The organism is Aeromicrobium sp. HA, assembly GCF_027171405.1.
Lineage (GTDB): Bacteria > Actinomycetota > Actinomycetes > Propionibacteriales > Nocardioidaceae > Aeromicrobium > Aeromicrobium tamlense.
In genome coordinates this window covers 208,584-232,863 of record NZ_CP114372.1, presented here as the reverse complement: position 1 = coordinate 232,863, position 24,280 = coordinate 208,584, and the positions used below count along the sequence as shown (strand labels likewise).

Genomic DNA, 24,280 nt, shown 5'->3' with positions numbered 1-24,280 from the left:
ATCGGACGGGAAGTCTGTTGCTATGCCGTCGGCTCAGCGGAGAGGTTCTCCTCGATCCACTGCCGCGCCCGCTCGTTGTCCTTCGAGCGGGTCTCGTCGTCCCTGCGGCGCTGCGACCTCTTGTACTTGTCGACATCGAAGATGTCGGCGGGCGAGCCGAACGACGGCGCGGCCTGGCAGTTGCAGTGATCGTGAGCGCCGAACCTGACCGTGTCCTTCGCGTAGACGGCGCCGCGGCTGATGAGCATGTCGCAGAACGGGCAGTTGTCGCCGTCGCCGACTCGCATCCAGCCGTCCGAACGAGGGTCGCTCGCAGCAGACCCGATCACCGTCGCGCGGGACATGTTGGCGATGCGGCGCTGCATGCCGCCGAGAGCCAGTTCGAGCATCGAGGCTGGCGTCCTGGCCTCGGTCGCAGCCCAGTCGACAAGCACATCGGCACCTGTGTTTGCTGGCAGCTCGGCGGCGATCGCGGAGAACGAGCGCCCACCGCGTGCATGCTCCAGCGCCATCTCGTCGTACCACTCGGCGGCGACCGTCGCGGCGGCCTGGCCGTACGTGTCGACCAGCATCGGCATGACGTCCTTCAGTGCCACTCGCCGCTCGGCAAAGTCGTCGAGTTCCAGCACCAAGAGACGGACGTCGCGCTCGGCCAGCTTCGTCAGCGCACCGATCTGTCGTGCGAGGTCACGCCACGTCGCCATCGGCGACCGTTCGGCTCGCTGCGCGGTCGAGGATGGTCCTCAGCGCGTCAGTGCCCGCGATGCGCCGCTTCTGCGCGAGGGCATTCTTGACCTGGTCCGGAGTGAGTCCGAGCAGTTCGAGGCCGACCTCGGTCTCGGCCAGCCAAGGCACGGCGGACAGTTGCTTCGTGCCGGCGTCGGCGAGCGCCGCGCGGGACTCATACCGAGGGTTGCGCCAGTTGTCGTGGATGGACTTCCAGGTGTCCGGGATCTCGTCGACCGGGATCTCGTTCTTGATCGCGAGCCCGCGGACGAACGAGCGACGCAGGGCGGGCGAGAAGTCGTCCACGGCGCCCTCGGCCTCTGCGATGAGCTCGTACTGAGACGCGTCGTACGACTCGGCCGAGGTCGGGTTGACCATGTCCGAGATAGCGACCGCCGAGTCAGGCAGAGACGCCTCGCGAGCGAACAGCTTGGCGAGGGTGTTGATGTCCTTGTGGTGCGGCGCCGGATCAGAGCCGGGAATCTGCTTCACGTCCGCTCGAGCGAGTGCGTCGGTCGGAGCATCCTTGTCATCGGGGATGCCCTTGATCCGCCCAAGGCGAATGCTCCAGGCGTCCATCTGGGTGCCGTCAGCGTTCTTGAAGATCGACTGATCAGCGCCCAGCATCCACAGCTCGGGATAGGAGTAGACGTCCATGTGGCCCTCGCGACGGATCAGTCCACGCACCGCGGCGTCCTGCAAGCCCATGATCGGCTTGGTGATGCGCGATGTGCCGAACGGTCGCTTCGGGCGTGGCTTGTAGGCCAGCACCTCGGCCGGCACGCCGTACTCATGGTCCTGCCACTCGTGCGACCACTTGCCGTCCGTGCGATCGGCGATCAGCGTGCGACCGTCGAGGTAGAGCGCGAGGGACTGAACGCGGCCATCTCCCTCACGCCCCGTGATCGACAGGAGATCGTCGAGCGAGCGGCGGCGTCGATTCCACGTGCCGGTCGCCTCCGTGGCATCCAGGACGTGCACGAGCGAGCTCGGCTCGCCCTCCTCTCCGACCGTGTTCACCAGGAAGGCGGGCCCATGAATCAGCGCGGCGACGATCGCGGCGTCGACCTCCGAGCCGAGATGGTTCGAGTCCCACAGGTCGGTTCCGCCCAGCGCCTCGAGGTCACCGTCAGCCCACGTGAAGCCGAGCAGGTTGCAGCGACGCGCGAGAGCGTCCACGGCCTTTGCGGACCACCCCAGCGCCAAGCCGAGGCGGAAGTACTGCGGCGGGATGAGCGTGCCAATCTGGTGGATCGCGCGCTTGTTGTCGTAGTACGACTGCCGGATCACGTTCGTCAGACGGCGCTTGTGGATCTCGCCGAGCAGGCCGTTGATCTGCGCGTTCACGTCCGAGTCGACGCCAGGGATGCGGATCTTCTGGGCGTCAGGCAGAACGGTCACGACACCACCGCCCTTCGTCCTTCGGATGTGCGACCCGATCGGGTCGGCTTGGTGTCCAGAGATGCCGCGTAGTGCGCCAGGGTGATCGCCACCAAGGGCGCGATGTTGGTCTCGGGGTCCCGGCGATCCCATCCCCAGCCGCCTGCGTCACCGATCTTGCGCTTCGTCGCGCCTTCGAGGGCGTCACCGACCACAGGGTGGCCGTCGTGCGTCACAGAGCCGTTCGTGGTCGCCGAGAAGAAGCCGCCACACGCGCGCGACATGTCGCCGGCAGAACCGGACGCCACCTTGACCCGCCGAGACTTCAACAAAGGGATCAGGCGTGCAGCCGGAGAAGCAGAGTCGATGAAGACGACGATGCGCCGGCCAGCTCGTTCGGCGATCCAGTCTGCTGCGGCGTCGTCATCAGACCAGTCGTCGATCGCCAGCACCTCGAGGTGCGACGCGCTTTCGACTCGCCAGCAGCCAGCTGCGACCAGGACCCCGTCATGCGAAGCATCTACGGCCATCGCCGTGGGCGCCGTCCCGTCCTCCGGTCCCGCGTCGACCAAGTCGTTCCACAGGGCGGCTGGGATGACCGCCTCGAGCTTCTGGGTCTCATCCCAGATGCCCATGACCTCGCGCATGACGTCCTCGGGTGACATGTTCTCGACCAGACGCTCGATCGCCGACTTGCCGACGCGGTACCCATACGACGGGTTCGCCTTGGCGAGGTGCTCCCAGAACTCGTCCGAGTCCAGGTCGAGCGGCGCGTCGCGGTCGGCGGAGAACTCCACGAAGACGCCCTTGAATGGCCTGCGCCGGTCCAGTTCGACCGCACGCTTCCTGCGTCGCTTGAACGCCTCGTCCACGCCTTGGCGAGCCTCGACCGGCCGCGGTGGCGTGCCCATGAAGAACGCGAGTCCGATGTCCGAGACGTTCATCGCCGCGAGCATGTCGGTGAGCGCCGCCTCCTTGAGGTTCTGGCACTCGTCGTAGACCTGAATGTCGACCTCGGAGAAGCCGCGGCCGAAGCCGGCAGCGCGGGCGCCGAAAAGGATCCGGGAGCCGTTCGCGAAGTGGACGCCCCGGCTGTCATCGGTGTAGACCACTGGGAACTGCGCCCGCATCTTCGGGCGGATCGCCGGCTTCTCGACGATGCTCGCGATCTTGCCGAGAGTCTCGCTCGAGGTGCGGTCGTGGTGCGAAGACCAGACGACCGTCGTCCCAGGCCGCGCGAGGCAGATCGCGATGAGGCCCGCCATGATGCCCCATGTCTTGCCGGCCTGGCGGGCGATCGACAGCGTGACGCCCATGACGTCACAGCAGAGAGACCCGTCATCCCGCAGCCCGAGAGCGAGCTCCCAGATGTCCTGCTGCCACCGGTCGAGAGTGACGCCCATTCCCGGCAGCTCCGGTGCGATCAGCTCGTAGTAGCGAGTGAAGGCGATGTCGTCCGGGAAGATGCAGTGGCGAGCGATCTCGACGAGCGGGGTGGGGTTAACTCGAGCGGCGGAAGCGGTCGGCATCGAACGCAACCACCTTGCCAAGATCGGGGTCGCCCTCGTCGCTGCCGCCCTGCTTCTTCTCGTCGGCTGCCTTCTCGGCGCGCAAGGCAACGATCTTATGCATCAGTCGGTCAGCCTCGATCGACAGCGACTTCACCTCGGTGCCGGTCAGCGGACGCTCGTTCTCACCCAAGGACCGACCGGGGTCGAGCATCTTCGCGATGATCTCGTAGCGGCGCTCGGCCTCGAGGAGCACGTCACCGGCGACCATCGCCGACACGAGATCCGTGGTGTTCTCGGCCATCAGGCCACCTCCCAACCGCCGATTGACCGCTCGGCGTAGGCGTAGGTGCGTCGGGAGCGACGCAGGCGCTTGCGGCAGGTCCGCTCAAAAAGTGGGTGACACACACGGAGCCCTATGCCAAGAGAGGGCCGCGGGCGTGTGCGGCGAGGGGAGTCCCCCTGCTTGGGGTCACCACGACCTCGACGTGGTGAAGGGCTCGAGCTTGGCTCGGGCCCGTACCTGTCGCTTCGTCTCTTGTCCTCGACGGACGTTGCAGAGGCGGTGGCTCAGGCGGCAGTTCGCTCGGTCGATCGGGCTACCACCGAGCGCGATGGGCACGACCTCGTCGATCTCGGGGCTGCCGTCCTGGTGTGGTGGGAGTGTCTTGTCGACCGGCTCGCCGCACAGCCAGCAGATGTCCTCTTCGCGCAGCACCTGTGCTCGGACTTGGTTGCGACGGTGGCCGTTGGCACGCCTCGGGTTGGAGCTGGTCATCGCGACGGGGTGGGGGGTGGCTTCGGATTGCAGCATTCTCGAGCCAAGCTCGGAACTACCCAGCCCTTGCCGCACACCGCACAGCGCCACGGGTCACCCATGCATCACCTTGAGCCGCCGGTCGAGCAGGTAGTCGATCCGGTCGGCTTGGGTCTGCGGGTTCTCGTACGGGTCGGCGCACGCTTCGGTGAGCGCGTTGTCGATGGCTTCGATGCTCCACGTTGCGACGGTCATGCTGACCTCCGTGTGCAGATGCCGAGAGCAGGGCCGGTGCAGTGGTGGCACCGAAAGGGTGCACGTGCGTCCCGGTCCCTGCTCTCGCGCTCTGTCCCGGCTCGGTGCACCTCGCCGTTGATGTACGCGCGCCGACCTGTTGAGCCTAAGACTCAGGGCTGGCGGCTGGATGCCCCGCTTTCGTCGGCGGCTATTCCGACTCAGGGGCTGACCGGACGTATCGTGTCCGGCTTACGGCGAGAGGACTGTCGGCCTCGCAACCTCCCGTTACCCGGCAATGAAGTCCGGTTCTGTTCCGCGCCACGGTCGCGCGTCGTTGGGCTTACCCGCCAACGATGGGCCGCTGGAGCCACCCAGCAAGTTCGTTGCCACGGTCGAGCCGGTAGAACCACCACGTCCACACCGGCTCGACCAGCGACAGTCATCGGGGGAATGACGAAGGCCGCCCCTCCGAAGAGACGACGGCCACGCCCCAATCTTGCAGTGTCGAGAGTCTTGATGTCAAGAATCTCGACGCAGCGCGTCTAGCGAAGGTTCAGCCTGCCTGCGACGGCATCGGCAGCCACGGATTCGAGAGCCAGAACTCGGGGCATTCTTGCGCCACGGCCACTGAAGAACTCCTGACGCCGCCGGACCTCCTCGTTGGTGGCTTCGTCAATGAAACCGTCGAGGCGCACGAGGGCGGCCATCGTTCGATCCTCGGCTTCGACCGCATCCCGCCTCGCCCGTTCGGTCATCGGGATCATGCGCCCATCCTCTCGTCTCGACCGTCTCGCTGCACCAACGCTTCGGCAACGTTGTACGTCATCCGCCCCGTGTCGAAGTCTCGCCGCTTGCGCACCTTCCGCCGTGACGCCCAGCTCTGGAGCGTGCCCCGGTTGATTCGGTACACGAGCAGCATGTCCTCGGCATCCAGCCACTCGGCGAGCAGCTTGGCCCGGGCCGTGAGCGCGGTGTAGTCGGCCGGCGTCATCGGAACCTGCTCGCACCGGCGCGTCTGGCAGACCCAGCGGTCGTCATCATGCGTGTCGCCGGAGTCGAGCACAAGTGGCTTGTGGCACTTGGGGCACGGCGCGCCCGTGGTGTCGCGTTCTCCGGCGTGCAGCACGTCCTCGAGGTGGGCACGGTGCGCTCGCAGTTCCTCGGCGAAGTCGTCGAACGCGAGATGATGCTGGGCCGCCCACGACAGGTGCTCGTCCAGGAACTCGCGAGCGCCTTCGACGCTGGCGAGGTCGTTGGTGTAGTTGCCGAGAACCTTGCGCCAGTCGTCCTCCCATGTGACGAGCAGGTTCTCGGTGGGCCGGTGCTCGCTGTCGCCGATCTCGCCGCGCTGGCCACCCGGCACGAGCATGTTCATCGCCTCACCACCGAGCAGGTCGCGCGATGCTTCGAGTCGGCCGTCGTGACCACCTGAGAGCGCATGGTCGGGCAGCGCGAGGTGGAGCGACACGATGTCGCGCAGGTCGTCACGGACGGTCGAGGTGCACTCGGGGCACGTCTGCTGGTCCACGTGCTTGATGCCGCAGACGATGCAGTGGTACTTCGGGCACCGCAGGCAGCCTCGGCACTCGTCGTCGACGCAGTCGTCGTCGTGGCGCTTCCTGAGAGCGCGTGGCTCGTCACTCCCGCGCCAGTAGCACTTCAGCTCGTGCTCGATGGTCTCGCTCATGCCGTCTCCCTCTCGTCGTGCCGTTGTCCGCTTCGGTAGATCTCGCCCCTGGTCACGTCTCCTCGCCGTACAGCGAACGGGAGGTGGCCGACGTGCCAGAAGCCTGAGTTGCCGCATTCGTAGACGCTGAGCCCTCGTCGGTCGGGGAGCGTCTTGCGTGCTTGTCGTGCGGCGTGCTTGCTGAGGTAGGACCGCTTGCCGCAGTCGGTGCAGGTCGCCCAGATCATGCGTTGTCTCCGTCCCAGAGAAGTGGTTCGACAGGTTCGGGTTCGATGCCGAAGCCGACTCGTCGCGTGGTGTTCGGCTTGGGCTCGTCGTCGTAGATGCGTTCGGGCCCGCCGCTGAGCTCGACGCGTGGCTCGCACGGCTCCCACCGGTCCTCGGGCCAGCCGATGACGCTCATGACGCGTCCTTCCGGTTGAGTTGCTGGTAGAGCCGCGCGCGTTCCCTGGTGCCGCGGTCGATGTAGGTGTTGGCGACGGTCTGGCGGATGCGGGCGAGGATGGATCCGTCTGCCCAGGCGGTGGCGTACTTGGTGCAGTGGTCGCATCCGCAGGCGGGTCGGGACGTGTCGTTCAGCAGGTCCGAGGTCATGGCTTGGCCTCACAGAACTCGCCGTGCCAGTCGTCCTCGCCTTCCCGTCGGAACAGGTAGCAGGGGCACCCGCCGTCGTCCGGATTGGTTGTCGACGTCACCTTGGTCCAGCCGGCGGCGAGGAGCACTTCAGCGAGGTGGATCGCCTCCACGAACCGCTCGGTCGACCCGGTGCCGTCGTACCATTCCCGTGCGTCGAGGTAGTCGATGAGCAGCGTCACGAGTTCGTCGCGGGGGCTGGTCGGCTCACTCATCGCCATCACCAGCCAGCGCGGCACGGAGGTCTGCGAGCACTTGGTCGGTGTAGCCGCCCCATGACCCGTTGTTCCAGATGCGATGGACCGCCTCCACTCGCCCCACCACGGCCTCGAGTTCGGCCACGCGATCCAGCAGGGCCAGCACGGTCGGCGGGTCGAAGGTGGCGATGTGAGACTGATCGACGTCGCGGACACGGAGTTCGAGTCGGCAGGCCGAACGACACCCGCACTCGCCGTCATGGTCCGGCTCGATGACCTCGGCGTCATAGACGTAGAACTCGGGATCACCACCCCGGCCCACCAGGTACGGGAGAGGGTCTCCACTGCGGCGGTACTCGTGCCACGTCCACGGTCCCGGCGTTGCAGCTTCGGCCACCTCGCGCAGTTCGGTCAGGTTCAGCTCGGCCATGTTCAGTCGCCCTTCTTGGAGTGGTTCGGGTTGCGGCAGACGTACTCGAAGTGATCGGGTTCGCCGCTGTAGCCGCGCACCTCGGTCTTGAACGCGCCGCACGTCTCGCATCGCTCGGCCATGGTCAGTCCGTCCCTTCGGATCGGTGAGCAGTTAGTTCGTGCCACCGCCAGCGGAGTTCCACGACGATGCGCGGAGTGGTGTCGATGGCTCCGGTCGAGTGGCCGCAGCGCAGGCACTCAACTCGTGTCCCTGTGGCCAAAGCGACGTCGAACAGCCGGTAGAGCACAACCAAGACGGGGAGGGTGGCAAGGCCAGCGAGGTAGGCCACGATGAGGTCGCCCATGCTCACTCGCCCCCTTCGGTGTCGGTGGTGTCGGCGGGGGTCACCGGCCCAACGCGACGACAGACGAGCGAGTATCCGGGTTCGAACCAGTCCAAGGCGTGTTCCCGCTTGCGGAACCAGGACACGGCGCCGACCTCAGTCATCAAGCCCCACTCGGTCGTGGCCTCCGTGACCGGCCGGCCGTCAACCAGCAGGCCAGCGTCCACGTCGACGAACTCGAGGAGTCTCTGCCACATCGACAGCGAGCCGTCGACCTTGCCCGTGAGCATCTGGCTCAGGTGCTTCTGCGAGACGTTCAGGTAGGCGGCGGCATCGGCCTGCGAGACGCCAGCGCGAGCGAGTCCTTCGCGGACCGCCGACGCCATGCACTCCCGCAGCGTCTCGGCTTCGCTGCGTCCGGGCACGAGAAGTTCTCCCACTGGGACGAAGGTCTCGTATCCGGGGCCATTGACAGGAATCACCGCCGCGGACCACTCCTCGGGGCCCACGACGCCTCCTCCGACTCTTCGGCTGGATTGGACCGACTCGACGCGGACCCGGATGAGTGCTTCATCTCCGGGCTTCCAGGCGGGTTCTTCGACGCTCATGACGCGATTCCTTCCAGGATGTTCCAGAGGCCGAGTACGACCGATGTGGTGAATGTGACGACGAGGAGAGCGGCGATCAACCAGTCGACGAGGCGTGCGGGAATGCGCGTGCGGTGGCAGTCGCGCCCGTGGTGACCCCACGGCGGGGTGAAATTGGGATCACCGGGGCAGCCGGGCGTCGGGCACTTGCGGTGGTAGTGACTCACTCGTCGTCACCCGCCCCCGTGGTGTCGTCGGCGGCGCGGCGAGTCACTGGATGTACCTCGTGATCGGGAAGGCATTTTCGGTGCCTTCGGGTTCGATCTCCCATGTCCATCCGTCGAGCTGTTCGAACTCGACGGCCCACAGGTGCTCGACGTGAGACGGGTCGTAGCCCTCGGGGCCCCACGAAGAACCGCACTCGCGGTCGTAGCGAGCAATCTCGGTAACGAACGTCTGCGCGTCCTGGTGTCCGTAGCCCCAGAATTCGCCGCCTGCGTCGCCAACCTCGACGAACGGAAACGGGTCGATGTAGTCCGTGAAAATGGTTCTCATTGATTCGACACTGGTCATGAGCGTGCCTCCTGGTCGTGGGTGCGGCGGGGGTGGTCGATGGGGGCGAACGTCGGCTCAGTCACGTCAATCCGTCCCTTCGGTGTCGGTGGTGTCGGCGGGGGTCACCGGCCCAACGCGACGACAGACGAGCGAGTATCCGGGTTCGAACCAGTCCAAGGCGTGTTCCCGCTTGCGGAACCAGGACACGGCGCCGACCTCAGTCATCAAGCCCCACTCGGTCGTGGCCTCCGTGACCGGCCGGCCGTCAACCAGCAGGCCAGCGTCCACGTCGACGAACTCGAGGAGTCTCTGCCACATCGACAGCGAGCCGTCGACCTTGCCCGTGAGCATCTGGCTCAGGTGCTTCTGCGAGACGTTCAGGTAGGCGGCGGCATCGGCCTGCGAGACGCCAGCGCGAGCGAGTCCTTCGCGGACCGCCGACGCCATGCACTCCCGCAGCGTCTCGGCTTCGCTGCGTCCGGGCACGAGAAGTTCTCCCACTGGGACGAAGGTCTCGTATCCGGGGCCATTGACAGGAATCACCGCCGCGGACCACTCCTCGGGGCCCACGACGCCTCCTCCGACTCTTCGGCTGGATTGGACCGACTCGACGCGGACCCGGATGAGTGCTTCATCTCCGGGCTTCCAGGCGGGTTCTTCGACGCTCATGACGCGATTCCTTCCAGGATGTTCCAGAGGCCGAGTACGACCGATGTGGTGAATGTGACGACGAGGAGAGCGGCGATCAACCAGTCGACGAGGCGTGCGGGAATGCGCGTGCGGTGGCAGTCGCGCCCGTGGTGACCCCACGGCGGGGTGAAATTGGGATCACCGGGGCAGCCGGGCGTCGGGCACTTGCGGTGGTAGTGACTCACTCGTCGTCACCCGCCCCCGTGGTGTCGTCGGCGGCGCGGCGAGTCACTGGATGTACCTCGTGATCGGGAAGGCATTTTCGGTGCCTTCGGGTTCGATCTCCCATGTCCATCCGTCGAGCTGTTCGAACTCGACGGCCCACAGGTGCTCGACGTGAGACGGGTCGTAGCCCTCGGGGCCCCACGAAGAACCGCACTCGCGGTCGTAGCGAGCAATCTCGGTAACGAACGTCTGCGCGTCCTGGTGTCCGTAGCCCCAGAATTCGCCGCCTGCGTCGCCAACCTCGACGAACGGAAACGGGTCGATGTAGTCCGTGAAAATGGTTCTCATTGATTCGACACTGGTCATGAGCGTGCCTCCTGGTCGTGGGTGCGGCGGGGGTGGTCGATGGGGGCGAACGTCGGCTCAGTCACGTCAATCCGTCCCTTCGGTGTCGGTGGTGTCGGCGGGAGGGAAGGGCACGTCACCGGTTGCGGCGGCGATGGATACCTGCGCACTGGACCGGACCGTGTACCTCGCGGGAGGGTTGAGGCGATCTGGGTCACAGAGGCACGGGTCGTCATCCGCGCAACCGCACTCGGCTTCGCTGCGTCCGGGCTGCACAGGAGACGCGAGGAGGCGGATCACCTCACGCGCCGCGCTCCGCTGCGCCTCGGCATCCGTCCATTCGCCGTGCCTCGACCGCACGCCCCACGACCTCAGCAGGTCGGCGACCCGCTCGATCGCACCCTCGTCCGCCTGCGGGGCCGGGAGCAGGTCGGCGGCGGGAACGTAGAACCCTCCGGCCGCCTCCAGCTCGACGAACGCATCGCCGTCGCCACAATCCCGCAGCACTTCGACCTCGACGTACGCACGGTCCCCCGGCTGCCAATCGCGGGCGCTCATCGGGGATCCTCGGACTCGGGCGTCAGGTTCCACGTCGGGTGACAGCGTTCGGTGTGCTTCCGGTCGTCGAATCGGACGCCGACGTACTGGCCAGGGAACGACACCACGACGCCTCGCCGCTCACTCGGAGTACCAGCACAGAGGACGACCCGATCGCCGCGCTTGAAGTCCACGCCGTACCGCTGGCGCACGTACGCCGCGCTCACGACCGTCCCCCGTCCGAGGCGCTCGACTCGTCAGACGCGAGGGAGGCGAGGGCAGCAACGGCGCTCGCGATCCCGAACAGACCATCCGCCCTGAGGCGCTGAGCCGTGTCGCCACCGTTGAGCACGCGCTCGATCAGCGCCCGCTCGACCGGCACGTGCGTCTCGGGGTTGTGCGTGTGCAGAAGATCGACGGACTCGATCTCGCTGGCCAAGCCCATGCTCTGCGTCAGGTCGTCGCGGATGATCTTGCCGTCCACGTGAAGGTTCCCGGTGAACGACGATCCGTCGTCCCACGTCACCCGCGCCAGGGTCGGCTTGTCGCGGTCGGTGGAGATCGAGGACCAGGGCTCGGACGGGGCAGGCGGCGGGGTCCAGTAGGAGCCCGGCATGTCGGCGTCGATGCTGTAGCGCGACCCACGGCCAGATGGGTAGTGAGTGAGTGCTCCGTCCACGTCACTGCGGTAGATGTACGGCGTCCCGGCTTCGATCACGTCACCTGGCGCACGACGCACCCACGTGGACGTGTCGGGCAGGGTGGGTGGCTGGTCGGCCGCGACGTCGTATGCCTGAGCTGCCGACGTGATGAACTCCTGCGCCTTCTCGGCTGCTCTCTTGCGTGCGTCGCTCTGGTGGTTGCTCACTTCTGCTCCTCCTTCACGGCCGGCTTTGGGTGGTTCTTCGCGTACTCGGCAGCGAGACGGGTGTCGGTCTGCTCGTCGCCGTGACGGTCGTCGGTGCTGGACATCAGGACTCCTTGGTGGTGGGGTGGATGCTGTCGGCGTGTTCGCGTGCCATCGCCGTGTCCATCTGCGTGCAGTTGATGTACGTCAGCGCGACGTCGTTGCCTCGGCTGGCATCGAGCCTCACCACGTCATCGATGGTTGCTTCGAGGTCCGAGGCGAACTCCCGCAGCGCCTGCGCCTTCACCTCGGCGTCGTGCTGGGTGAGCCAGCGATGGAACTCGGCCCACGCGGCGGTCTCAGTGAGGCCGTGGGTGATCTGGCAGTGATGCACGTAGCAGGCGCGCATGTCCTCGTCGTCCGGCGTGTACTCACTCATCGGTGTTCTCCTTCTCGTCGAGCCGCTTCAACGGCTGGTGGTTGTCGATCGCCGCCTGACGAACACGCGCGATCAGATCCGGGGTCGCACGGTCGTCACGACGGACGAACACGGGCGTGTAGTCGTGGCCGTCCTTCAAGCACTCCGACTCGGGCTTGTTGCAGACGCCGCAGTCGCGAGGGTCGGCGTGGCGGTAGGTCGGTCCCTGCTGCTCGGTGCGGACGGTCGCGGTCGACCACCAGATGCCGGGCTCGAACGCTCGGGTGGGCTGCTTGGTCTCGCCGTCGGTGGCGAGGAACGCGAGGCAGGAGGCGATGTCGGCCGGCGGTCGGTTCTTGATGCGGGGGTCGGCCATGACGCCCATGAGTTGCGGGATGGTCCAGTTGGGCTGCAAGAGCTGGATCGCGCCAGCGATCCGCTCGGCCTGGAGTTTCGTGAGCATCGCTAGACCTCCGTCCGAGCTCGCGCACGCGTACCAACTAGACGATTAGGGCTAGGGATCCATGCGCTCTCAGCCAAGGTGCTTCGCACCTTGACGAGAGCGTCAACCAAGGACTTAAGAGGGTCGGTTCGGGTCGGTTCGGGTCGGGGGATTCGGGGGCGAGTCGCCCCCGATGTCGGGAACGTGATCGGGTTCCCGATCGGGGTGGCGATGCTCATGCCGTGGCCTCCTGTCCGGCGCGGCAGTGCTTGCAGTGGTCGTTGTAGACGTTCTTGCGGGTGTGCCAGCGGACGTGATTTCCCCAGGAACCGCCGTCCTTTTCGGCTGCCTCGGCGGCCTTCACGTCTTCGGCGATCGGCTGGTAGTCGGACCAGTCGCGGAACTGGTATCCGCCCGGCTCGACCTCCCACAACTTCGCCTTCACGAGGCGGTTCGCTGCGGCCTGATTTCCGCCGAGCGCACCCAGAAGTTCGGCCGGAATCCGACCGTCAGTGAGGTGTGCAGCGGACCACGAGCCAGCTCTCACCCAGAGCCCGAGAGCAGCGTTCCCGGCCGCCATCGCCTTGGGGTGCATCGCGAACTTGTCGTCGACCTTGAACCACATCAGGCGGCGCTCCTGACGCTCATGGCGGCGCAGTTCGGGCACGCTTCGCCGGGGTGCGCGAGGAGGCATCCGCAGCCGCAGATAGGCCGGCCTGGGAAGACGATGGGGCGCACGTGGGACTCGCACTGGTAGCAGGTGCCGTCGCGTCGAAGGACGAAGCGGCAGTCGTCGCATCGGGGGGCGGCTGCGCGCGGCCGGTGGACCTTGGTGGGCTCGTCGAGCACGTAGACGACGGTCATCCCGCGCCGGACCCAGCGGCCTCCAGTGAGGGCGAGTTCCCCGGTGATCTGGTCGGCCTTGTTGCGGACGCGGCGGTTGCGGCAGATGTCGTTCTTGCCGCGGTGCCACTCGTTGCACTGGGTGCAGCGGCTGCGTGGTCGTTCGCTCACCATCCGTCCGCCTCCATCTCTGCGAGTTCTTGTGGGGTGGGTTGGTCGTTCTCGTCGGGGTAGTAGTCGCCGTCGGATCGGGCGTCGGTCCGGTGGTCGACGTTGTCGTTGAGGCGGTCGGGGCGACGTGGGTAGGTCATGGCCGGACCTCGGCTGCGACTGCCGCGATGACGGCCAACATGTCGTCCCAGACCTCTTCGACGTCGGCTAACTTGTCGGCGCGGAGCATGTGGCGCCTGAGGTCGACGACGCCTCCCTTGACGCTCGCCGCCAGGTCGCCGCTGTAGAGAATGCGACCGTGGTGACGGCCCTCGCTCCACACTGTGACGTCGACCGACTTGACCCAGATCGTGTCCTCGTCCGTCTCGGGCCGGGTGACCCAGAACGTGCCCGAGATGCGAGGGCAGCCGTCGATGCCAACCAGGCGCCAGTGCTCGGACATGTCGTAGCCCTTCACGACGTCACCCCCGCCCGCTCGCCAGCCACGCGGACGTTGGCGGGATTCCACGACAGCGGCTGCCACCAGCCACCGTTGTGCGCCGGGTAGCCATCGCCGTAGACGACCAGCGCGTCGGACCTGTGCGCCTCGGTGATCACCCGGCCGAGAGGACTCGCTGCGATCTCCTCAGGGGTCGCGTCACGTCGGACCAGGAACCGCGCGGTCATGCCTGCTCACCGCCGCCCGTGATCTCGTCGCGGCGCGCCTCGATCTGGGCACGACGCTCAGGACCGGACACGTTCCACATCGCCCGCAGGTCATCGACGCTCGTGCACGCGGCCACCTGTTCGGCAGTCGGCTCAGGAGACGCCTGCTGGGGTGCGGGGGCGTCGGGGAGCGGCTGGACGGTGTGCGTCTTGCGCTGCCCACGCGTCTCGGTGAGGGCCAGCGTGATCGGCTTCTCGATGTGGCTCAGATGCGAAACTCTGATGCCTCCGACCGCCTTCCCCGCCCACTTCACGGTGGGGTCACCGAACAGGGTCATGCGGCGCCCGACGTACACGGACGTCTCGGGCCCCCAGCCAGCGACGATGGTTCGCCGCGACGTCTTGGACGGCTTGAACGGTCGGCCAGGGAACTCCTCGAGGTGGATGTGGACAGGCTGCTCGGCGTTGCCGGCGGTGACCTTGGCGACGGTCACCGTGACGGGCCCCGTGAGCGCCACGTCCTCGTAGTTCAGCTGATCGCTTTTCGGGGCGATGCTCTGCGTGATGTCCATGTCAGACCTCGACCGTCTTGCGACCGAGTCGGATGCCTTCGATCGTGTCGCCGTTCTCGAGGTAGCGGCGATCGGCGCGGTAGGTCATCTCGCCCTCGATGGCGTTCCATGAGGCGGAGGTCCGGTAGTTGAGTGGATTGCGCACGCCGTTGCTCTTGGCACTGCCAAGGTGCTGTCCGCGACCTCCCCACCAAACGACGACTTCGGTGCCGTCCTTGCGAACCTCGACCTTGTCGAAGTCCGGAAATTCCTCGTCGGGGATCGCTGCGAGGATCGCTTCGATTGCCGCTCGTGCTTCCTTGATGTTCATGTCAGATCACCATTTCCAGTGGGGGTTCGATTCGTTCAGTGACGGGCAGTCCCGTCGTTGCTTGCAGGTACGCCTCTGTGAGTTCGGCGGCGTTGGTCTCGAAGGCGCGGACGGCAGCGACGATCGCGTCGTGCCACGCCGGGTCAGGGTGGACGCGCTTGGTCCACAGCGGCATCCCTCCGACGAACGGGATGTAGTCGCACCACGCGCGCCCGGAGACCAGGAGGCCGGCCTGGATCTGCGCCATGTACGGCTCGGGGATGCGGCCTTCGATGACGGTGAGTACGTGGGTCTTGGCGCGGGGTGCCTTGATCTCGATGAAGCCGTCGTCGCCCACGAGCCCGTCTGGCGAGAAGCCGATCTGGAAGCCCCAGTCGTCGCGGATCATGAAGCCGACCTCGGTGGCGGGCTTGTGGTGCTCGCTGTAGGCGTCCCTCGCGTGCGGTTCGGCCTCGACACCGCGCCACATGTCCGAGGTCATGTGCGTGTCCTCGGTCATGCCGCTGAGTCGCTCAGCGACGAGCGTCAGGGTGAGGCCGCGGGAGGTGTCGTTGTCGGCGACCTCGATGACGGGTGGCGCGGAAGGTGCGTTGTGGGCGGCGAGCTCGACACGTCCCCGGTGCGGGGTCTTGATCGGCTGCGGTTCGGTGCGGGCGAGGCTGACGCACGGGGTGCCGGCCGCTGCGTCGCATTCGGGGCAGTCGTAGGCGGTCGCTCCGGGCGCGCTGACGGTGAGGAGTCGGCTGATGACGGACGCGGTAACCATGCCTCGGCGGGCATCGTGCCACTCCGGCGAACCTTGCTCGAGATTGTCGAGGATATGGAGGCTCATTCCTGCGCCTCATCCCATGCGTCGATGAAGTCGGAGTAGGAGCGCAGGTGGTGGCGGACTTCCTCGGCCGTGATGTCGCCACGATCGACCTTGCGAATCAGCGAGTCGATGGCGCCGTCGACGGCGTCAGAGACGGCCCACGAGACGGTCGATCGGGCCTTGATCTCCGCTCGCTCCTCGGGTGTCGGGTTGACGACTCGGGTTCGGTGTCCGGAGCGGCTCCATCCGTCAGCGCCGACCGGCGCAGCATCGAACGTCTCCCGCATGTGAACGTCGGCCTCGTTCTTGTCGGCGAACTTCGCCTCACAGTCGAGGCACTCGGAGTGGTGAGTGGTGGCGTCGGTCATGGCTTCGGCTCCTTGAGTTCGATCTGGTCGTCGTGGCTGAGGCGGCAGTCGTGCCAGACGTGATGGGTGTCCGGGTTCGGCTGGATGACGACGGAGGTGCCGCTGCGGTCGTGCTGGACGGTGGCGATCCATCCCGCGACTCGGTCACGACCCATGCGGATGACGGCTTGGCGGCCTACGTGCGCGGCGGTGAGGTCGGCGGCGTTCATCGAGAACCGCCGTCACGGATGGCGTCGGCGAGATCGTCGAGGCCGGTGTAGCCCTCGGCGCAGGTGGCGCATACGGCATAGGCAACGGGGGTGTCATATCCCGAGGCGTCATGGTTCGGGAACATCACCGAGCGGATGTACTGCGCGCCGGGCTCGATTGTGCGCTCGCAGATCCCGGGGTAGTTGTCATTGATGTCGCAGTAGTGCAATTTCCGCGCAGTGACGACCTTCGCGGTCATTCCGAAATCGCGGTACTTGGACAGCCGGCTCATCGTCGCGTCGGCACTCACTTCGCCACCGCCTCGTGGTGCATCTGCTCCCACGCCAGCGCCTCGTCCTTGCTGACCTCGTCCGGCCCCTTCTCGCCACACAGCGAGCAACGGCTGAACCACTTCACGCCCAGGAACGTGTCGCGCCTGTACTTCGCCTCCACGCGATGGCAGTCGGGGTTTCCGCAGGGAACGCACGTGAACCCGTCGTGCGGGCAGTGGTGCATGTCCACCGACTCGATCGGGATGCCGTGCTGGCACTTGTCGTCCTCAGTGATTGGTCGGCAGGTCATGCGACACCTCCGAAGTCGAGAGCGTCTTGCGCGAGGCGCTTGGCGGCCATCTCGCAATACCGCTCCGATTTCTCGATCCCGATCGATGGAATCCCGAGAGCCTTCGCTGCCACTAAGGTCGTGCCCGAACCTGCAAACGGATCGAGAGCCGATCGTGCGGCCGAAGCGTCCAGTGCTCTGGCAGGAAGTGATGCCGGGAACGAAGCCGGATGAGAACGGTCGCGTTCCATTCCGAGACGCCAGACATCACCCATGCCTGACGCGCTGTGGTCACGGAGTTTGAACTCGGGACGAGCGAGAAGCATGATCCACTCGGCCACGGCACAGAAGTGACGGCCGGTTACGCCAATGCCCGTTCCTCGATCCCAGGTGATGATCTGGCGAAGCACGGCAGGGCCGAAGTCCATGCCGAGCGGCAGGCGGGCTCGCCCGTGCTCGACTCGAACGCGGTGGTTGTAGAAGATCGCGCCGTCGTCGGGGATGAGCTCCCAGAGAAGTCCCAGCACCTCGCGCTGCCACGCGTCGTATTCCGGCTGTGGCATGGCGTCGTCGTGGTCACCGTCTCCGTAGCCTTCGCGGAAGCGACCGCCCTTGTTGTTCGCGCCGGGCCGGTACATTCCGCGCCCATTGCCGCCGGGCGTCAGGCCCATGTTGTACGGCGGACTCGTGACGACCACGTGAGCTGCCGATTCGGCTCGGCCGCTCGTTAGCTCACCCAGGACCTCCATGCAGTCGCCGTGGTAGAGCGTCACCGAGTCGTCCTGGTAGTAGGGGGCGCTCATGGCGTGTTCCCTTCCACGACAATTGCTAGAGCGCCCAGGGCAAGGGTCACGAGAGTTGCGGCGAATACGAGGCCAACGACCAGCCAGTCGACAAGGCGTGCCGGAATACGCGTGCGGTGGCAGTCACGGCCGTGGTAACCCCATGGCGGGGCGAAGTTGGGGTCACCGGGGCAGCCGGGCGTCGGGCACTTGCGGTGTTCGTAGTGGCTCATGCGGCGTTCTCCTGGTCATGGGTGGGGCAGTGGTCGGGGATGTCGCAGTCCGAGCAGATGTCTCGGCCGCAGCACTCGGCTTTGTCGTGGGCGTGGCAGGGGCCTCGGCGGGCATCACGGCGGGCCATCAGGCGACCTCCTCGAACAGGTCGAGTTCGGCTGGCGTGGCTCCCTCGCAGCCGGTCCAGCAGGGGGTGTCGTGACCGGGCGCGTCGTCCGGGTGAACCTCGTCGCCCCAGCAGCAGTGCTTGCAGTGCGGGTAGATCACGACGCACCACCTGTCGGCTGCTCGGCGATGACGGTGACCTCGTTGAACTGCTCAGCCCAGACCGCGACCGACTCGTCAGTGGACGGCACGAACACGTCGGTGGTCGGCGCGCTCATCAGCAGTCCCTCCCGCCGGTGTGCTTGCCGAGGATGAGGACGCGTTCAGCACTGACGTTCTTGTTGCGTGCGTTCTCGGCGGCGGTCTCCTGGACCTGGTCGCGGCGCCCGACGTAGACGCCGTACTTCACGCAGATCCAGCCGAGAAGGACCAGCGGCGACACCCACGCGAACGACTCCCACAGCAGCCGGATCGTGTGCGCGGCGCCTTGGATGGTCAGGAAGGTGATGCCGGGCTCGATGGTCTCGGCGGCGATGACGCCGGAGACGCAGAACGCGGCGAGGGACACGGGGATCAGGAAGCGGCTCATGAGTCCGCTCCGCCATTGTCCAATTCGCCCTCGCCGCGGACGGCGCGAGCAATGTCGACGATGCTCTGCAACTCCGACTCGACTACCTCGCGAATCGGGCCATGGTCGAGCAGTCCGATCGCACAGGTGAGCGTGCAGGCATCCCAGCGCGTCTTGTACGTCCGGGTCCGGAGTTCGATCCACGCCGCGTCCTCGCCACTCTCAGCCTCGGTGCCGTTGTGGTCGAGGATTAGGGACGTGCCGCAGTTGTCACACGTCAGGCTGGCGCTCATGAGTCCGCTCCGATCTGCCCGCCGGGGATGAGCTTCAGCCGCGACGGATGCGCTCGACGGGACGCCAGTTCGGCGCGCACCGTCTCCAGCGACCGGTCGACCGCGGCCTCTGCCTGCGCGACCTCGAAGTCACGAGTCGCGACCTCCCACCGCTCACGAGCGGCGAGGTAGTCGGCGCGGGACAACTCGTCCACGCCACCAGCCGCATCCTGATCCGCCACGATCACCGCGTGGTGCAGCTTCTCGGACATCAGTGCATCGACCAGATCGCTGCGACGTCGCAGGTCGGCCTCCAGTTCGGCCAGCCGCTGCGGGATGCTCGGCGTGCTCATGCGTCCTCGCCGCCCTTCATGCAGAACGACGCATGCTCGGGCGACGACGCGGACCTGAGGGCAGCGGCCAGATCGTCCGCCGTCGCCTTGCCGTCCTTCTTGATGCTGTCCTCGAGCCAGGTCAGGACGAACGTGCGACCTAGTGGCGCGAGGTCGGCTGTCGACGGTGTGCTCATGGTGGTGGTTCCTCTTCGTGTGGTGGTTGGTGCCTGCCGCCGCTCCCCATTGCTTCCGGCGGCAAGTGGCTGGGGTGCCGGGCGACTGCGGGGGGACAGCCGCCCGGCGGACTAGGGGGTGCGGCCCGACGACTGATCGAGGTGCTTCATGAGGCGGGCCAGGGCCGCGGCCGACTCGGCGACGTGTTCCGCGGATGCCTTCTCGCTGGCGATGAACTCGTCCGTCTCGGGGTTCCAGACGACACGGCCCTCAGTCACCTCCGTGGCGAAGTGCAGGTAGAGCTGCTCGCGGATCGCCGATTCGATCAGCTGGTCCTTCTTCTTCTCGAAGGTCTCGGCGGACATCAGATGGCGGCTCATGCGGCTTCAGTCCCGAGCCACTCGTCGAGGGTGGTGCCGATGCGTCGGCACGCCTCGGCCGGCGTGCTCGCGCCCGGGGCCAGTTCGCGGAGCTGAGCGAGGCGATCGAGCAGTGCGATGTTCGTGTCGTACGCGCCGACCTGCTTGCGGTACGTCTCGCGCTTCTTGTCGATCTCGTCCCACGTGAACAGGTCGAACAGCGTCTGCTCGGAGTAGGTCTTCCCGTTGGCGTCCGTGCGGATGGTGCCCAGGACGCGAGGCTTGCTCAGCAGGCGACCGTCGTGGGCGACCATCACCTGCGCCGTGCGCTTGCGCCAGTTCTTCAGGTCCGACCCACCGCCGGACAGGCAGAGGGTGTCGAGCACTTCGCGCGCCCACTTGCGATGAGCCTGGACGGCGTCGAGAAGGAGCTCGACGTACTTCTCGTTGCGTTCGGCTTGCTTGGTCGAGTGGCTCCACGCTTCCTTGCGCAGGGCTTCCAGTTCCTGGCGGTCCTGATCGGACCAGTGGTTCGTCTTCATTACCGACCTCCGTTGATGACGCGCAGTCCGGTGCGACCGCGGCGAATTCGCTCGAGGAACTCCGCCGTGTTACGGGCTTCGTTCTCGAGCGACTTGATGTCTGCCTCGGGGGCGAGTCGAGCGATCCGCTCGGCGTCGAACTGCCGGTACTGCCCGGACCGTCCCAGCGCCTTGCGGAACTCCTGCATGTACTGCTTGTCCTGCAGCTCCTGGCTGCCGGCCAACCACTCGGTGACCTCGGGTGAGGGGTCGTTCATCGCAGGCGGAGCGGCGGGCGGGAGGTCAGTCGCCTCGCCGCTCGACGCCTGCGACTCGGACGTCGGAGCGTCCGCCTCTGCGCGCTCACTCGCGCGAGGAATGGAGGGAATGCGGACCGGTTTCGCGGCCGGCTGCGTGCGGCCCGCCGAGTCTCGCCTCTCGGAGACGTGCGGAATTTCCGCACGCCGTTCCAGTTCGGTCCGGACGGCTCCGACGGTCTTGTCGCTGGCGCCCGTCCGCTCGGCGTGCTGCCGATTCGACAGTTGAGGGTCGGCCATGACTGACGCGGTGATGAGCTGGCGGCGCTGGTCGCGAGTCAGGTGCCGGCGGTCCACGTTCAGCGACAGGGCAAGCGTGCGCTTCTGCTCGTCACTGAGGTCGATCGCGAACCTGCGCGGGCACTCGATGCCCAGGCGCTCGGCGATCTCGTGACGGTGGTGGCCGTCGATGATCGACTTGTTCTCGTCGACCAGGATCGGCACCTGGATGCCGTGCTCACGGATGGACGCCTCGAGCGAGGAGTACTCGTCGTCCGTCAGGCGGGGCAGGAACTGGTAGAGCATCAGGCGCTCCTGACTTCGCGGCCCCAGGAATCCACGAGCACTCCCCCGTGGTGCATCAGATCGTCAATGGCCTCGACGTCGGCCTCGGTGAAGCGCCACGTCGTCGCCTTGCGGGCGTTCGGTCGCAGGTGGGGCCACGGACGATCACCGCGGCAGCGACGGATGACGCTCGCCTGATCGAGTCCGTAGCGGGCTGCGAGCTCGGCCACGGTGTACGTCGGCTTCATGCCGTCTCCGCGAAGTAGCCCTCGCGAATGATCGCGATCTGCTCAACCTCGAGCGCGCTGGCGACGCGCGCCAGGAGAACCTGAGTCAGCGGCTTTCGGCCGGCCTCGATGTTCGCGAGGTACGGGCGGCTGATGCCCACCTCGCTGGCGAACTGATCGGGCTTGTAACCACGCATCTCGCGGTACTGGCGGATCGTGGCGCCGACGCGGCGCCGCTCGGCTTCCTCATGGGCTTCCAGTTTGTTCCTGCTCATGGGGAAGACGATAGGGAACTTTAGGGAACAGCACAAGAGGAAACACGGAAACGAGCCCGAATTTCATGTTTCCGCAGGTCAGAGCCAGCGACATGGATGTAGTTACACGGCGGTATTCCCGCTTGAGTTCCCGGTTGTACAGAATCAGGCCAGTTGATGTTCCCTAGGTTTTCCGAAATCTTTTCGGCATGACGAACCGACAGAAGGACAGGGTCCATGCCACAGAACACAGGTCAGCGGCGCGCTACGAACGCCGTCGCCGCTGCGATGCGAGAGCGAGACTGGACGAAAGCCGATCTCGCCGCCACGACCGGACTCGACTACGGAACGATTTCCGACATGCTCGACTTCAGTCGGACGATCCAGTCAAAGACTCAGGCGAGGATCGAGGAGGCTCTCGGCTGGGAGAAGGGCACGTACCGACTGATTGCCCTTGGCGAACTCGACGCACCGGCGCCCGTGACCAATAGCGATGATGTCGACACCGACGACTCGCGAGAGTCGGCAAGCGACCAAAGTCCGGCCTGGCTCGAGGAGAAGATCGCAGCCTCCGTCGAGGCCGTTGATCGCGCGACCGCCGAACTCGAAGTTGCCAAGACCACACTGGAGGGGTGGCTGAAGCACAAGGCCATCCGCATTGCGACGAGTCGTGCCTTCGAAATCGAAGCGGAACGACGCGCTGAGGCTCTCGGGCGTCCGCTCAGTGAGCTAGAGCGTTTCGCCATCGACTCAATGGAGCGCCTCCCGCGTTCGGAAGTACTCGAAATCGAGAACGAAGTCCGAGCGCAGTACGGCTTGCCCGCCCGCGCCGAGTCGACTCCGGACGATCTCGCGGCGCGCCGTTCCAATCGGTATCTCGAGGCTGCGACGACCGAGGTGGATGCGGCGGTCCGCGAACACGGCCGCGACCAGCCCGGCCCGAACCAGTCAGAGAAGCATGGCGGCTCTGTGTCCGGCTTCGACCCCGACGAGGACTGATCTGTCGGAGCGCCTGATTACGGTCAGGTGCCTATGCACCTACCGCACCCGTGGCGCACCTTGCGCTCCCTGCCCGAGGTCACCCTCGTCTGGCATGACGGGGGCGCGAAGGGCCACTTCAACCACGACACCCTGACGCTCAGCCTGCGCCGCGGCATGACCCAGGCTGAGCGTCGGTCGGTGGTCCAGCACGAGCTCGAGCACCACGCACGCGGTCGCGTGTGGGCGGCGTGGCGAGAGCGCGAGGAAGCCGCCTGCGAGATCGCCGCGGCCCGCGAGCTGATCGACCTGCAGAAGCTCGGGGAGACGCTCGCGTGGGCTCACTGCGCCGAGGAGGCCGCCGACGAGCTGTGGGTCGACGTGGACCTCCTCAAGACGCGGCTGGAGACCCTGCATCCGGCAGAGCGGGCGTACCTGCGCCAACGGCTAGCGCACCTCCACTGAGCAGCCTGTCGAGCGCGTCGAGGCCGGCGTCGCTGACGTCGGTCACCATCGAGCCGTACGTGCCGATCGTGGTCTGGATGCTCTCGTGCCCGAGCCGCTTCTGCACGGCGGCCAGGGATTCGCCCTGCATGACCATGAGCGCGGCGTGCGTGTGGCGCAGCCAGTGCAACTTGACCTCGGCTGCGCGATCGAGCCCAAGCCGGTGCGCGGCCTGGAGGATCCGTTCGCGGGTGCGTGGTCCGTCGGTCTTGAGCCTGCTGAACGTCCACACGTCGGAGTGGAACTGCGAGTAGTGCCAGCCACTCCCCCGCGAGTTCGTCAGCAGCAGGTCAGTTGGCTTGCGGCCGGCCATCCGTCGACGGACCATCGCTGCGGCGTCACCGCCCAACTTCACGCGTCGGACGCCGGCCTGGCTCTTGGCGTTGTCGTCGGCGAACTCGAACCGCGAGCCGTCGACTCGACGCAGGACGCGGCCCATGTTGACCCAAACGCCGTCGGGGCCCATGTCGTCGACATCCATGCATCGGATTGCGACGGACTCGGACCAGCGCCAGCCGGTGTAGACGAGGAACGAGAGCAGGTCGGCCGCGTCGGTGTCGACCTCGAGAGCCGCGGCGTGGAGGATCTTCCACTCGTTCGGCTTGATGCCCTTCACGACGCGCTTGCCCTTCTTGGGCAACTCGGTTTCGGCGCACGGGTCGACGATCGCGAGCTGACGCGACTTGGAGCCTGCCCACGTGTAGACGGCGTGGAGCAGTGAGTGTGCGTCGGCCACGGTCTTCCGTGACCGCTCGGACGCAAGCCAGTCGACCCACTCTTGGACGTCGTTCTGGTTCACGAGGTTCACCTGGAGGTGACCGAGGTGCGGCTTGATGTGCAGTCGGATGATCTGCTCGTACCGGACCAGCGTGTAGGGCGACTCGACGCGCAGGGGTCTTCCGTCGGACTGCCGGGCGGACTTCCACTCGAACCAGCGGTCGAGGAGTTCGCTCAGCGGCATGGTGATGACGTTCTCGCGCTGGTGCTCATTGATGACCGCGCGGGCTCTCGTACCGCCGAGCGCGTCTACCAACTTGCAGAAGTCCTTGGCCTTGCGCTGTTCGATGAACGTCTCAGATGCGTTCTTGTGCCCGTCCCGGAAACGGACCTTCCAGCGCACACTGCCGTCGAGGCGGGTGATCTTCTGGGGCTTCGGCACGGTTACATTCTACGCCGATTTGTGTACGGGATGTGTACCGTGACGCCGTGA

General features: G+C 66.4%; 49 protein-coding genes. 2 read left to right on the top strand and 47 right to left on the bottom strand.

Going from position 1 to position 24,280, the window contains the following annotated elements; genetic code table 11:
* Window positions 1–20: 20 nt before the first annotated feature.
* The 46 genes from O3S82_RS01170 to O3S82_RS00945 form a co-directional block, all read right to left on the bottom strand.
* Window positions 21–704, bottom strand: a complete 684-nt coding sequence (locus O3S82_RS01170; RefSeq protein ID WP_269304910.1) for a VG15 protein — start codon at window positions 702–704, stop codon at window positions 21–23.
* Window positions 688–2,127, bottom strand: a complete 1,440-nt coding sequence (locus O3S82_RS01165) for a phage portal protein (protein WP_269304909.1) — start codon at window positions 2,125–2,127, stop codon at window positions 688–690. The genes O3S82_RS01170 and O3S82_RS01165 overlap by 17 nt, the downstream gene beginning before the upstream one ends.
* Entirely contained in the window at window positions 2,124–3,635 is a 1,512-nt protein-coding gene (locus O3S82_RS01160) for a hypothetical protein (RefSeq protein WP_269304907.1), read from the bottom strand. The genes O3S82_RS01165 and O3S82_RS01160 overlap by 4 nt, the downstream gene beginning before the upstream one ends.
* Complete coding sequence (locus tag O3S82_RS01155) at window positions 3,607–3,918, bottom strand: hypothetical protein (RefSeq protein WP_269304904.1); 312 nt, start codon at window positions 3,916–3,918, stop codon at window positions 3,607–3,609. The genes O3S82_RS01160 and O3S82_RS01155 overlap by 29 nt, the downstream gene beginning before the upstream one ends.
* Window positions 3,919–4,086: 168 nt before the next feature.
* Window positions 4,087–4,392, bottom strand: a complete 306-nt coding sequence (locus O3S82_RS01150; protein ID WP_269304902.1) for a hypothetical protein — start codon at window positions 4,390–4,392, stop codon at window positions 4,087–4,089.
* 93 nt (window positions 4,393–4,485) lie between these two features.
* Window positions 4,486–4,626, bottom strand: coding sequence for a hypothetical protein (locus tag O3S82_RS01145; protein WP_269304900.1), 141 nt, complete (start codon window positions 4,624–4,626; stop codon window positions 4,486–4,488).
* Between the two features lie 524 nt (window positions 4,627–5,150).
* Window positions 5,151–5,372 (bottom strand): hypothetical protein, encoded by a 222-nt coding sequence (locus tag O3S82_RS01140; protein ID WP_269304898.1) that lies wholly within the window; start codon window positions 5,370–5,372, stop codon window positions 5,151–5,153.
* On the bottom strand, window positions 5,369–6,295 hold the full coding sequence (locus O3S82_RS01135) for a hypothetical protein (RefSeq protein ID WP_269304897.1): 927 nt from the start codon (window positions 6,293–6,295) through the stop codon (window positions 5,369–5,371). Before O3S82_RS01135 ends, O3S82_RS01140 begins: the two co-directional genes overlap by 4 nt.
* A gap of 223 nt (window positions 6,296–6,518) precedes the next feature.
* On the bottom strand, window positions 6,519–6,698 hold the full coding sequence (locus O3S82_RS01130) for a hypothetical protein (RefSeq protein WP_269304896.1): 180 nt from the start codon (window positions 6,696–6,698) through the stop codon (window positions 6,519–6,521).
* On the bottom strand, window positions 6,695–6,889 hold the full coding sequence (locus O3S82_RS01125) for a hypothetical protein (protein ID WP_269304894.1): 195 nt from the start codon (window positions 6,887–6,889) through the stop codon (window positions 6,695–6,697). The genes O3S82_RS01130 and O3S82_RS01125 overlap by 4 nt, the downstream gene beginning before the upstream one ends.
* Window positions 6,886–7,143, bottom strand: coding sequence for a hypothetical protein (locus O3S82_RS01120; RefSeq protein WP_269304892.1), 258 nt, complete (start codon window positions 7,141–7,143; stop codon window positions 6,886–6,888). The genes O3S82_RS01125 and O3S82_RS01120 overlap by 4 nt, the downstream gene beginning before the upstream one ends.
* Complete coding sequence (locus O3S82_RS01115) at window positions 7,136–7,555, bottom strand: ead/Ea22-like family protein (RefSeq protein WP_269304889.1); 420 nt, start codon at window positions 7,553–7,555, stop codon at window positions 7,136–7,138. The genes O3S82_RS01120 and O3S82_RS01115 overlap by 8 nt, the downstream gene beginning before the upstream one ends.
* A gap of 124 nt (window positions 7,556–7,679) precedes the next feature.
* Complete coding sequence (locus O3S82_RS01110; RefSeq protein ID WP_269304888.1) at window positions 7,680–7,901, bottom strand: hypothetical protein; 222 nt, start codon at window positions 7,899–7,901, stop codon at window positions 7,680–7,682.
* Between the two features lie 2 nt (window positions 7,902–7,903).
* Window positions 7,904–8,488 carry a helix-turn-helix domain-containing protein gene (locus O3S82_RS01105; protein ID WP_269304886.1) on the bottom strand — a complete coding sequence of 195 codons (585 nt, stop codon included), beginning with the start codon at window positions 8,486–8,488 and terminating at the stop codon, window positions 7,904–7,906.
* Window positions 8,485–8,694, bottom strand: a complete 210-nt coding sequence (locus O3S82_RS01100; RefSeq protein WP_269304881.1) for a hypothetical protein — start codon at window positions 8,692–8,694, stop codon at window positions 8,485–8,487. Before O3S82_RS01100 ends, O3S82_RS01105 begins: the two co-directional genes overlap by 4 nt.
* 43 nt (window positions 8,695–8,737) lie before the next feature.
* Window positions 8,738–9,040, bottom strand: coding sequence for a hypothetical protein (locus O3S82_RS01095; RefSeq protein WP_269304879.1), 303 nt, complete (start codon window positions 9,038–9,040; stop codon window positions 8,738–8,740).
* A gap of 66 nt (window positions 9,041–9,106) precedes the next feature.
* The gene (locus O3S82_RS01090) at window positions 9,107–9,691 is read right to left on the bottom strand and encodes a helix-turn-helix domain-containing protein (protein WP_269304884.1); all 585 of its coding nucleotides are present in this window, start codon (window positions 9,689–9,691) and stop codon (window positions 9,107–9,109) included.
* Window positions 9,688–9,897: a hypothetical protein gene (locus O3S82_RS01085; protein ID WP_269304881.1), complete on the bottom strand. Its 210-nt coding sequence runs from the start codon at window positions 9,895–9,897 to the stop codon at window positions 9,688–9,690. The genes O3S82_RS01090 and O3S82_RS01085 overlap by 4 nt, the downstream gene beginning before the upstream one ends.
* A 43-nt stretch (window positions 9,898–9,940) precedes the next feature.
* Window positions 9,941–10,243: a hypothetical protein gene (locus O3S82_RS01080; protein WP_269304879.1), complete on the bottom strand. Its 303-nt coding sequence runs from the start codon at window positions 10,241–10,243 to the stop codon at window positions 9,941–9,943.
* A gap of 66 nt (window positions 10,244–10,309) precedes the next feature.
* Entirely contained in the window at window positions 10,310–10,780 is a 471-nt protein-coding gene (locus O3S82_RS01075; RefSeq protein WP_269304877.1) for a hypothetical protein, read from the bottom strand.
* Window positions 10,781–10,982: 202 nt separating this feature from the next.
* The gene (locus tag O3S82_RS01070) at window positions 10,983–11,627 is read right to left on the bottom strand and encodes a hypothetical protein (RefSeq protein WP_269304875.1); all 645 of its coding nucleotides are present in this window, start codon (window positions 11,625–11,627) and stop codon (window positions 10,983–10,985) included.
* A 103-nt stretch (window positions 11,628–11,730) separates the two neighbouring features.
* Entirely contained in the window at window positions 11,731–12,045 is a 315-nt protein-coding gene (locus O3S82_RS01065; protein ID WP_269304873.1) for a hypothetical protein, read from the bottom strand.
* Complete coding sequence (locus O3S82_RS01060; protein WP_269304871.1) at window positions 12,038–12,487, bottom strand: hypothetical protein; 450 nt, start codon at window positions 12,485–12,487, stop codon at window positions 12,038–12,040. The genes O3S82_RS01065 and O3S82_RS01060 overlap by 8 nt, the downstream gene beginning before the upstream one ends.
* A gap of 214 nt (window positions 12,488–12,701) precedes the next feature.
* A complete protein-coding gene (locus O3S82_RS01055) occupies window positions 12,702–13,133 on the bottom strand; it encodes a hypothetical protein (protein ID WP_269304868.1) in 432 nt (143 codons plus the stop codon).
* On the bottom strand, window positions 13,091–13,480 hold the full coding sequence (locus tag O3S82_RS01050; protein WP_269304866.1) for a hypothetical protein: 390 nt from the start codon (window positions 13,478–13,480) through the stop codon (window positions 13,091–13,093). The genes O3S82_RS01055 and O3S82_RS01050 overlap by 43 nt, the downstream gene beginning before the upstream one ends.
* Complete coding sequence (locus tag O3S82_RS01045; RefSeq protein ID WP_269304865.1) at window positions 13,477–13,620, bottom strand: hypothetical protein; 144 nt, start codon at window positions 13,618–13,620, stop codon at window positions 13,477–13,479. Before O3S82_RS01045 ends, O3S82_RS01050 begins: the two co-directional genes overlap by 4 nt.
* Entirely contained in the window at window positions 13,617–13,937 is a 321-nt protein-coding gene (locus tag O3S82_RS01040) for a hypothetical protein (protein ID WP_269304864.1), read from the bottom strand. Before O3S82_RS01040 ends, O3S82_RS01045 begins: the two co-directional genes overlap by 4 nt.
* Window positions 13,934–14,146, bottom strand: coding sequence for a hypothetical protein (locus O3S82_RS01035; RefSeq protein WP_269304862.1), 213 nt, complete (start codon window positions 14,144–14,146; stop codon window positions 13,934–13,936). The genes O3S82_RS01040 and O3S82_RS01035 overlap by 4 nt, the downstream gene beginning before the upstream one ends.
* Window positions 14,143–14,697 (bottom strand): hypothetical protein, encoded by a 555-nt coding sequence (locus tag O3S82_RS01030; protein WP_269304860.1) that lies wholly within the window; start codon window positions 14,695–14,697, stop codon window positions 14,143–14,145. The genes O3S82_RS01035 and O3S82_RS01030 overlap by 4 nt, the downstream gene beginning before the upstream one ends.
* A gap of 1 nt (window position 14,698) precedes the next feature.
* Window positions 14,699–15,007 carry a hypothetical protein gene (locus O3S82_RS01025; RefSeq protein WP_269304858.1) on the bottom strand — a complete coding sequence of 103 codons (309 nt, stop codon included), beginning with the start codon at window positions 15,005–15,007 and terminating at the stop codon, window positions 14,699–14,701.
* Window position 15,008: 1 nt separating this feature from the next.
* Entirely contained in the window at window positions 15,009–15,773 is a 765-nt protein-coding gene (locus tag O3S82_RS01020; RefSeq protein ID WP_269304856.1) for a YqaJ viral recombinase family protein, read from the bottom strand.
* 62 nt (window positions 15,774–15,835) lie between these two features.
* Window positions 15,836–16,186, bottom strand: coding sequence for a hypothetical protein (locus O3S82_RS01015; protein ID WP_269304854.1), 351 nt, complete (start codon window positions 16,184–16,186; stop codon window positions 15,836–15,838).
* Window positions 16,183–16,395 carry a hypothetical protein gene (locus tag O3S82_RS01010; RefSeq protein WP_269304852.1) on the bottom strand — a complete coding sequence of 71 codons (213 nt, stop codon included), beginning with the start codon at window positions 16,393–16,395 and terminating at the stop codon, window positions 16,183–16,185. The genes O3S82_RS01015 and O3S82_RS01010 overlap by 4 nt, the downstream gene beginning before the upstream one ends.
* Complete coding sequence (locus O3S82_RS01005; protein WP_269304850.1) at window positions 16,392–16,685, bottom strand: hypothetical protein; 294 nt, start codon at window positions 16,683–16,685, stop codon at window positions 16,392–16,394. The genes O3S82_RS01010 and O3S82_RS01005 overlap by 4 nt, the downstream gene beginning before the upstream one ends.
* Entirely contained in the window at window positions 16,682–16,957 is a 276-nt protein-coding gene (locus tag O3S82_RS01000) for a hypothetical protein (protein WP_269304848.1), read from the bottom strand. Before O3S82_RS01000 ends, O3S82_RS01005 begins: the two co-directional genes overlap by 4 nt.
* A complete protein-coding gene (locus O3S82_RS00995) occupies window positions 16,954–17,739 on the bottom strand; it encodes a DNA-methyltransferase (RefSeq protein WP_331283482.1) in 786 nt (261 codons plus the stop codon). The genes O3S82_RS01000 and O3S82_RS00995 overlap by 4 nt, the downstream gene beginning before the upstream one ends.
* Before the next feature lie 339 nt (window positions 17,740–18,078).
* The gene (locus tag O3S82_RS00990) at window positions 18,079–18,219 is read right to left on the bottom strand and encodes a hypothetical protein (RefSeq protein WP_269304846.1); all 141 of its coding nucleotides are present in this window, start codon (window positions 18,217–18,219) and stop codon (window positions 18,079–18,081) included.
* A 115-nt stretch (window positions 18,220–18,334) separates the two neighbouring features.
* Complete coding sequence (locus O3S82_RS00985) at window positions 18,335–18,646, bottom strand: hypothetical protein (RefSeq protein ID WP_269304845.1); 312 nt, start codon at window positions 18,644–18,646, stop codon at window positions 18,335–18,337.
* Window positions 18,643–18,918, bottom strand: a complete 276-nt coding sequence (locus tag O3S82_RS00980; protein WP_269304844.1) for a hypothetical protein — start codon at window positions 18,916–18,918, stop codon at window positions 18,643–18,645. The genes O3S82_RS00985 and O3S82_RS00980 overlap by 4 nt, the downstream gene beginning before the upstream one ends.
* Entirely contained in the window at window positions 18,915–19,250 is a 336-nt protein-coding gene (locus O3S82_RS00975; protein WP_269304842.1) for a hypothetical protein, read from the bottom strand. The genes O3S82_RS00980 and O3S82_RS00975 overlap by 4 nt, the downstream gene beginning before the upstream one ends.
* The gene (locus tag O3S82_RS00970) at window positions 19,247–19,426 is read right to left on the bottom strand and encodes a hypothetical protein (RefSeq protein WP_269304840.1); all 180 of its coding nucleotides are present in this window, start codon (window positions 19,424–19,426) and stop codon (window positions 19,247–19,249) included. The genes O3S82_RS00975 and O3S82_RS00970 overlap by 4 nt, the downstream gene beginning before the upstream one ends.
* Window positions 19,427–19,537: 111 nt before the next feature.
* Complete coding sequence (locus tag O3S82_RS00965; protein ID WP_269304838.1) at window positions 19,538–19,786, bottom strand: hypothetical protein; 249 nt, start codon at window positions 19,784–19,786, stop codon at window positions 19,538–19,540.
* Window positions 19,783–20,307 (bottom strand): hypothetical protein, encoded by a 525-nt coding sequence (locus O3S82_RS00960; protein ID WP_269304837.1) that lies wholly within the window; start codon window positions 20,305–20,307, stop codon window positions 19,783–19,785. Before O3S82_RS00960 ends, O3S82_RS00965 begins: the two co-directional genes overlap by 4 nt.
* Window positions 20,307–21,128, bottom strand: coding sequence for a ParB N-terminal domain-containing protein (locus O3S82_RS00955; RefSeq protein ID WP_269304835.1), 822 nt, complete (start codon window positions 21,126–21,128; stop codon window positions 20,307–20,309). The genes O3S82_RS00960 and O3S82_RS00955 overlap by 1 nt, the downstream gene beginning before the upstream one ends.
* The gene (locus O3S82_RS00950) at window positions 21,128–21,355 is read right to left on the bottom strand and encodes a hypothetical protein (RefSeq protein WP_269304832.1); all 228 of its coding nucleotides are present in this window, start codon (window positions 21,353–21,355) and stop codon (window positions 21,128–21,130) included. The genes O3S82_RS00955 and O3S82_RS00950 overlap by 1 nt, the downstream gene beginning before the upstream one ends.
* Complete coding sequence (locus tag O3S82_RS00945; RefSeq protein ID WP_269304830.1) at window positions 21,352–21,609, bottom strand: helix-turn-helix domain-containing protein; 258 nt, start codon at window positions 21,607–21,609, stop codon at window positions 21,352–21,354. Before O3S82_RS00945 ends, O3S82_RS00950 begins: the two co-directional genes overlap by 4 nt.
* Before the next feature lie 216 nt (window positions 21,610–21,825).
* On the opposite strand from O3S82_RS00945, the gene O3S82_RS00940 reads away from it, so the two are divergent.
* Window positions 21,826–22,587, top strand: coding sequence for a hypothetical protein (locus tag O3S82_RS00940; protein WP_269304828.1), 762 nt, complete (start codon window positions 21,826–21,828; stop codon window positions 22,585–22,587).
* A 33-nt stretch (window positions 22,588–22,620) separates the two neighbouring features.
* Window positions 22,621–23,031, top strand: coding sequence for a hypothetical protein (locus O3S82_RS00935; RefSeq protein WP_269304826.1), 411 nt, complete (start codon window positions 22,621–22,623; stop codon window positions 23,029–23,031).
* Here O3S82_RS00935 and O3S82_RS00930 read toward each other — a convergent pair.
* On the bottom strand, window positions 22,958–24,229 hold the full coding sequence (locus O3S82_RS00930; RefSeq protein ID WP_269304824.1) for a tyrosine-type recombinase/integrase: 1,272 nt from the start codon (window positions 24,227–24,229) through the stop codon (window positions 22,958–22,960). The genes O3S82_RS00935 and O3S82_RS00930 overlap by 74 nt on opposite strands.
* Window positions 24,230–24,280 lie beyond the last annotated feature (51 nt).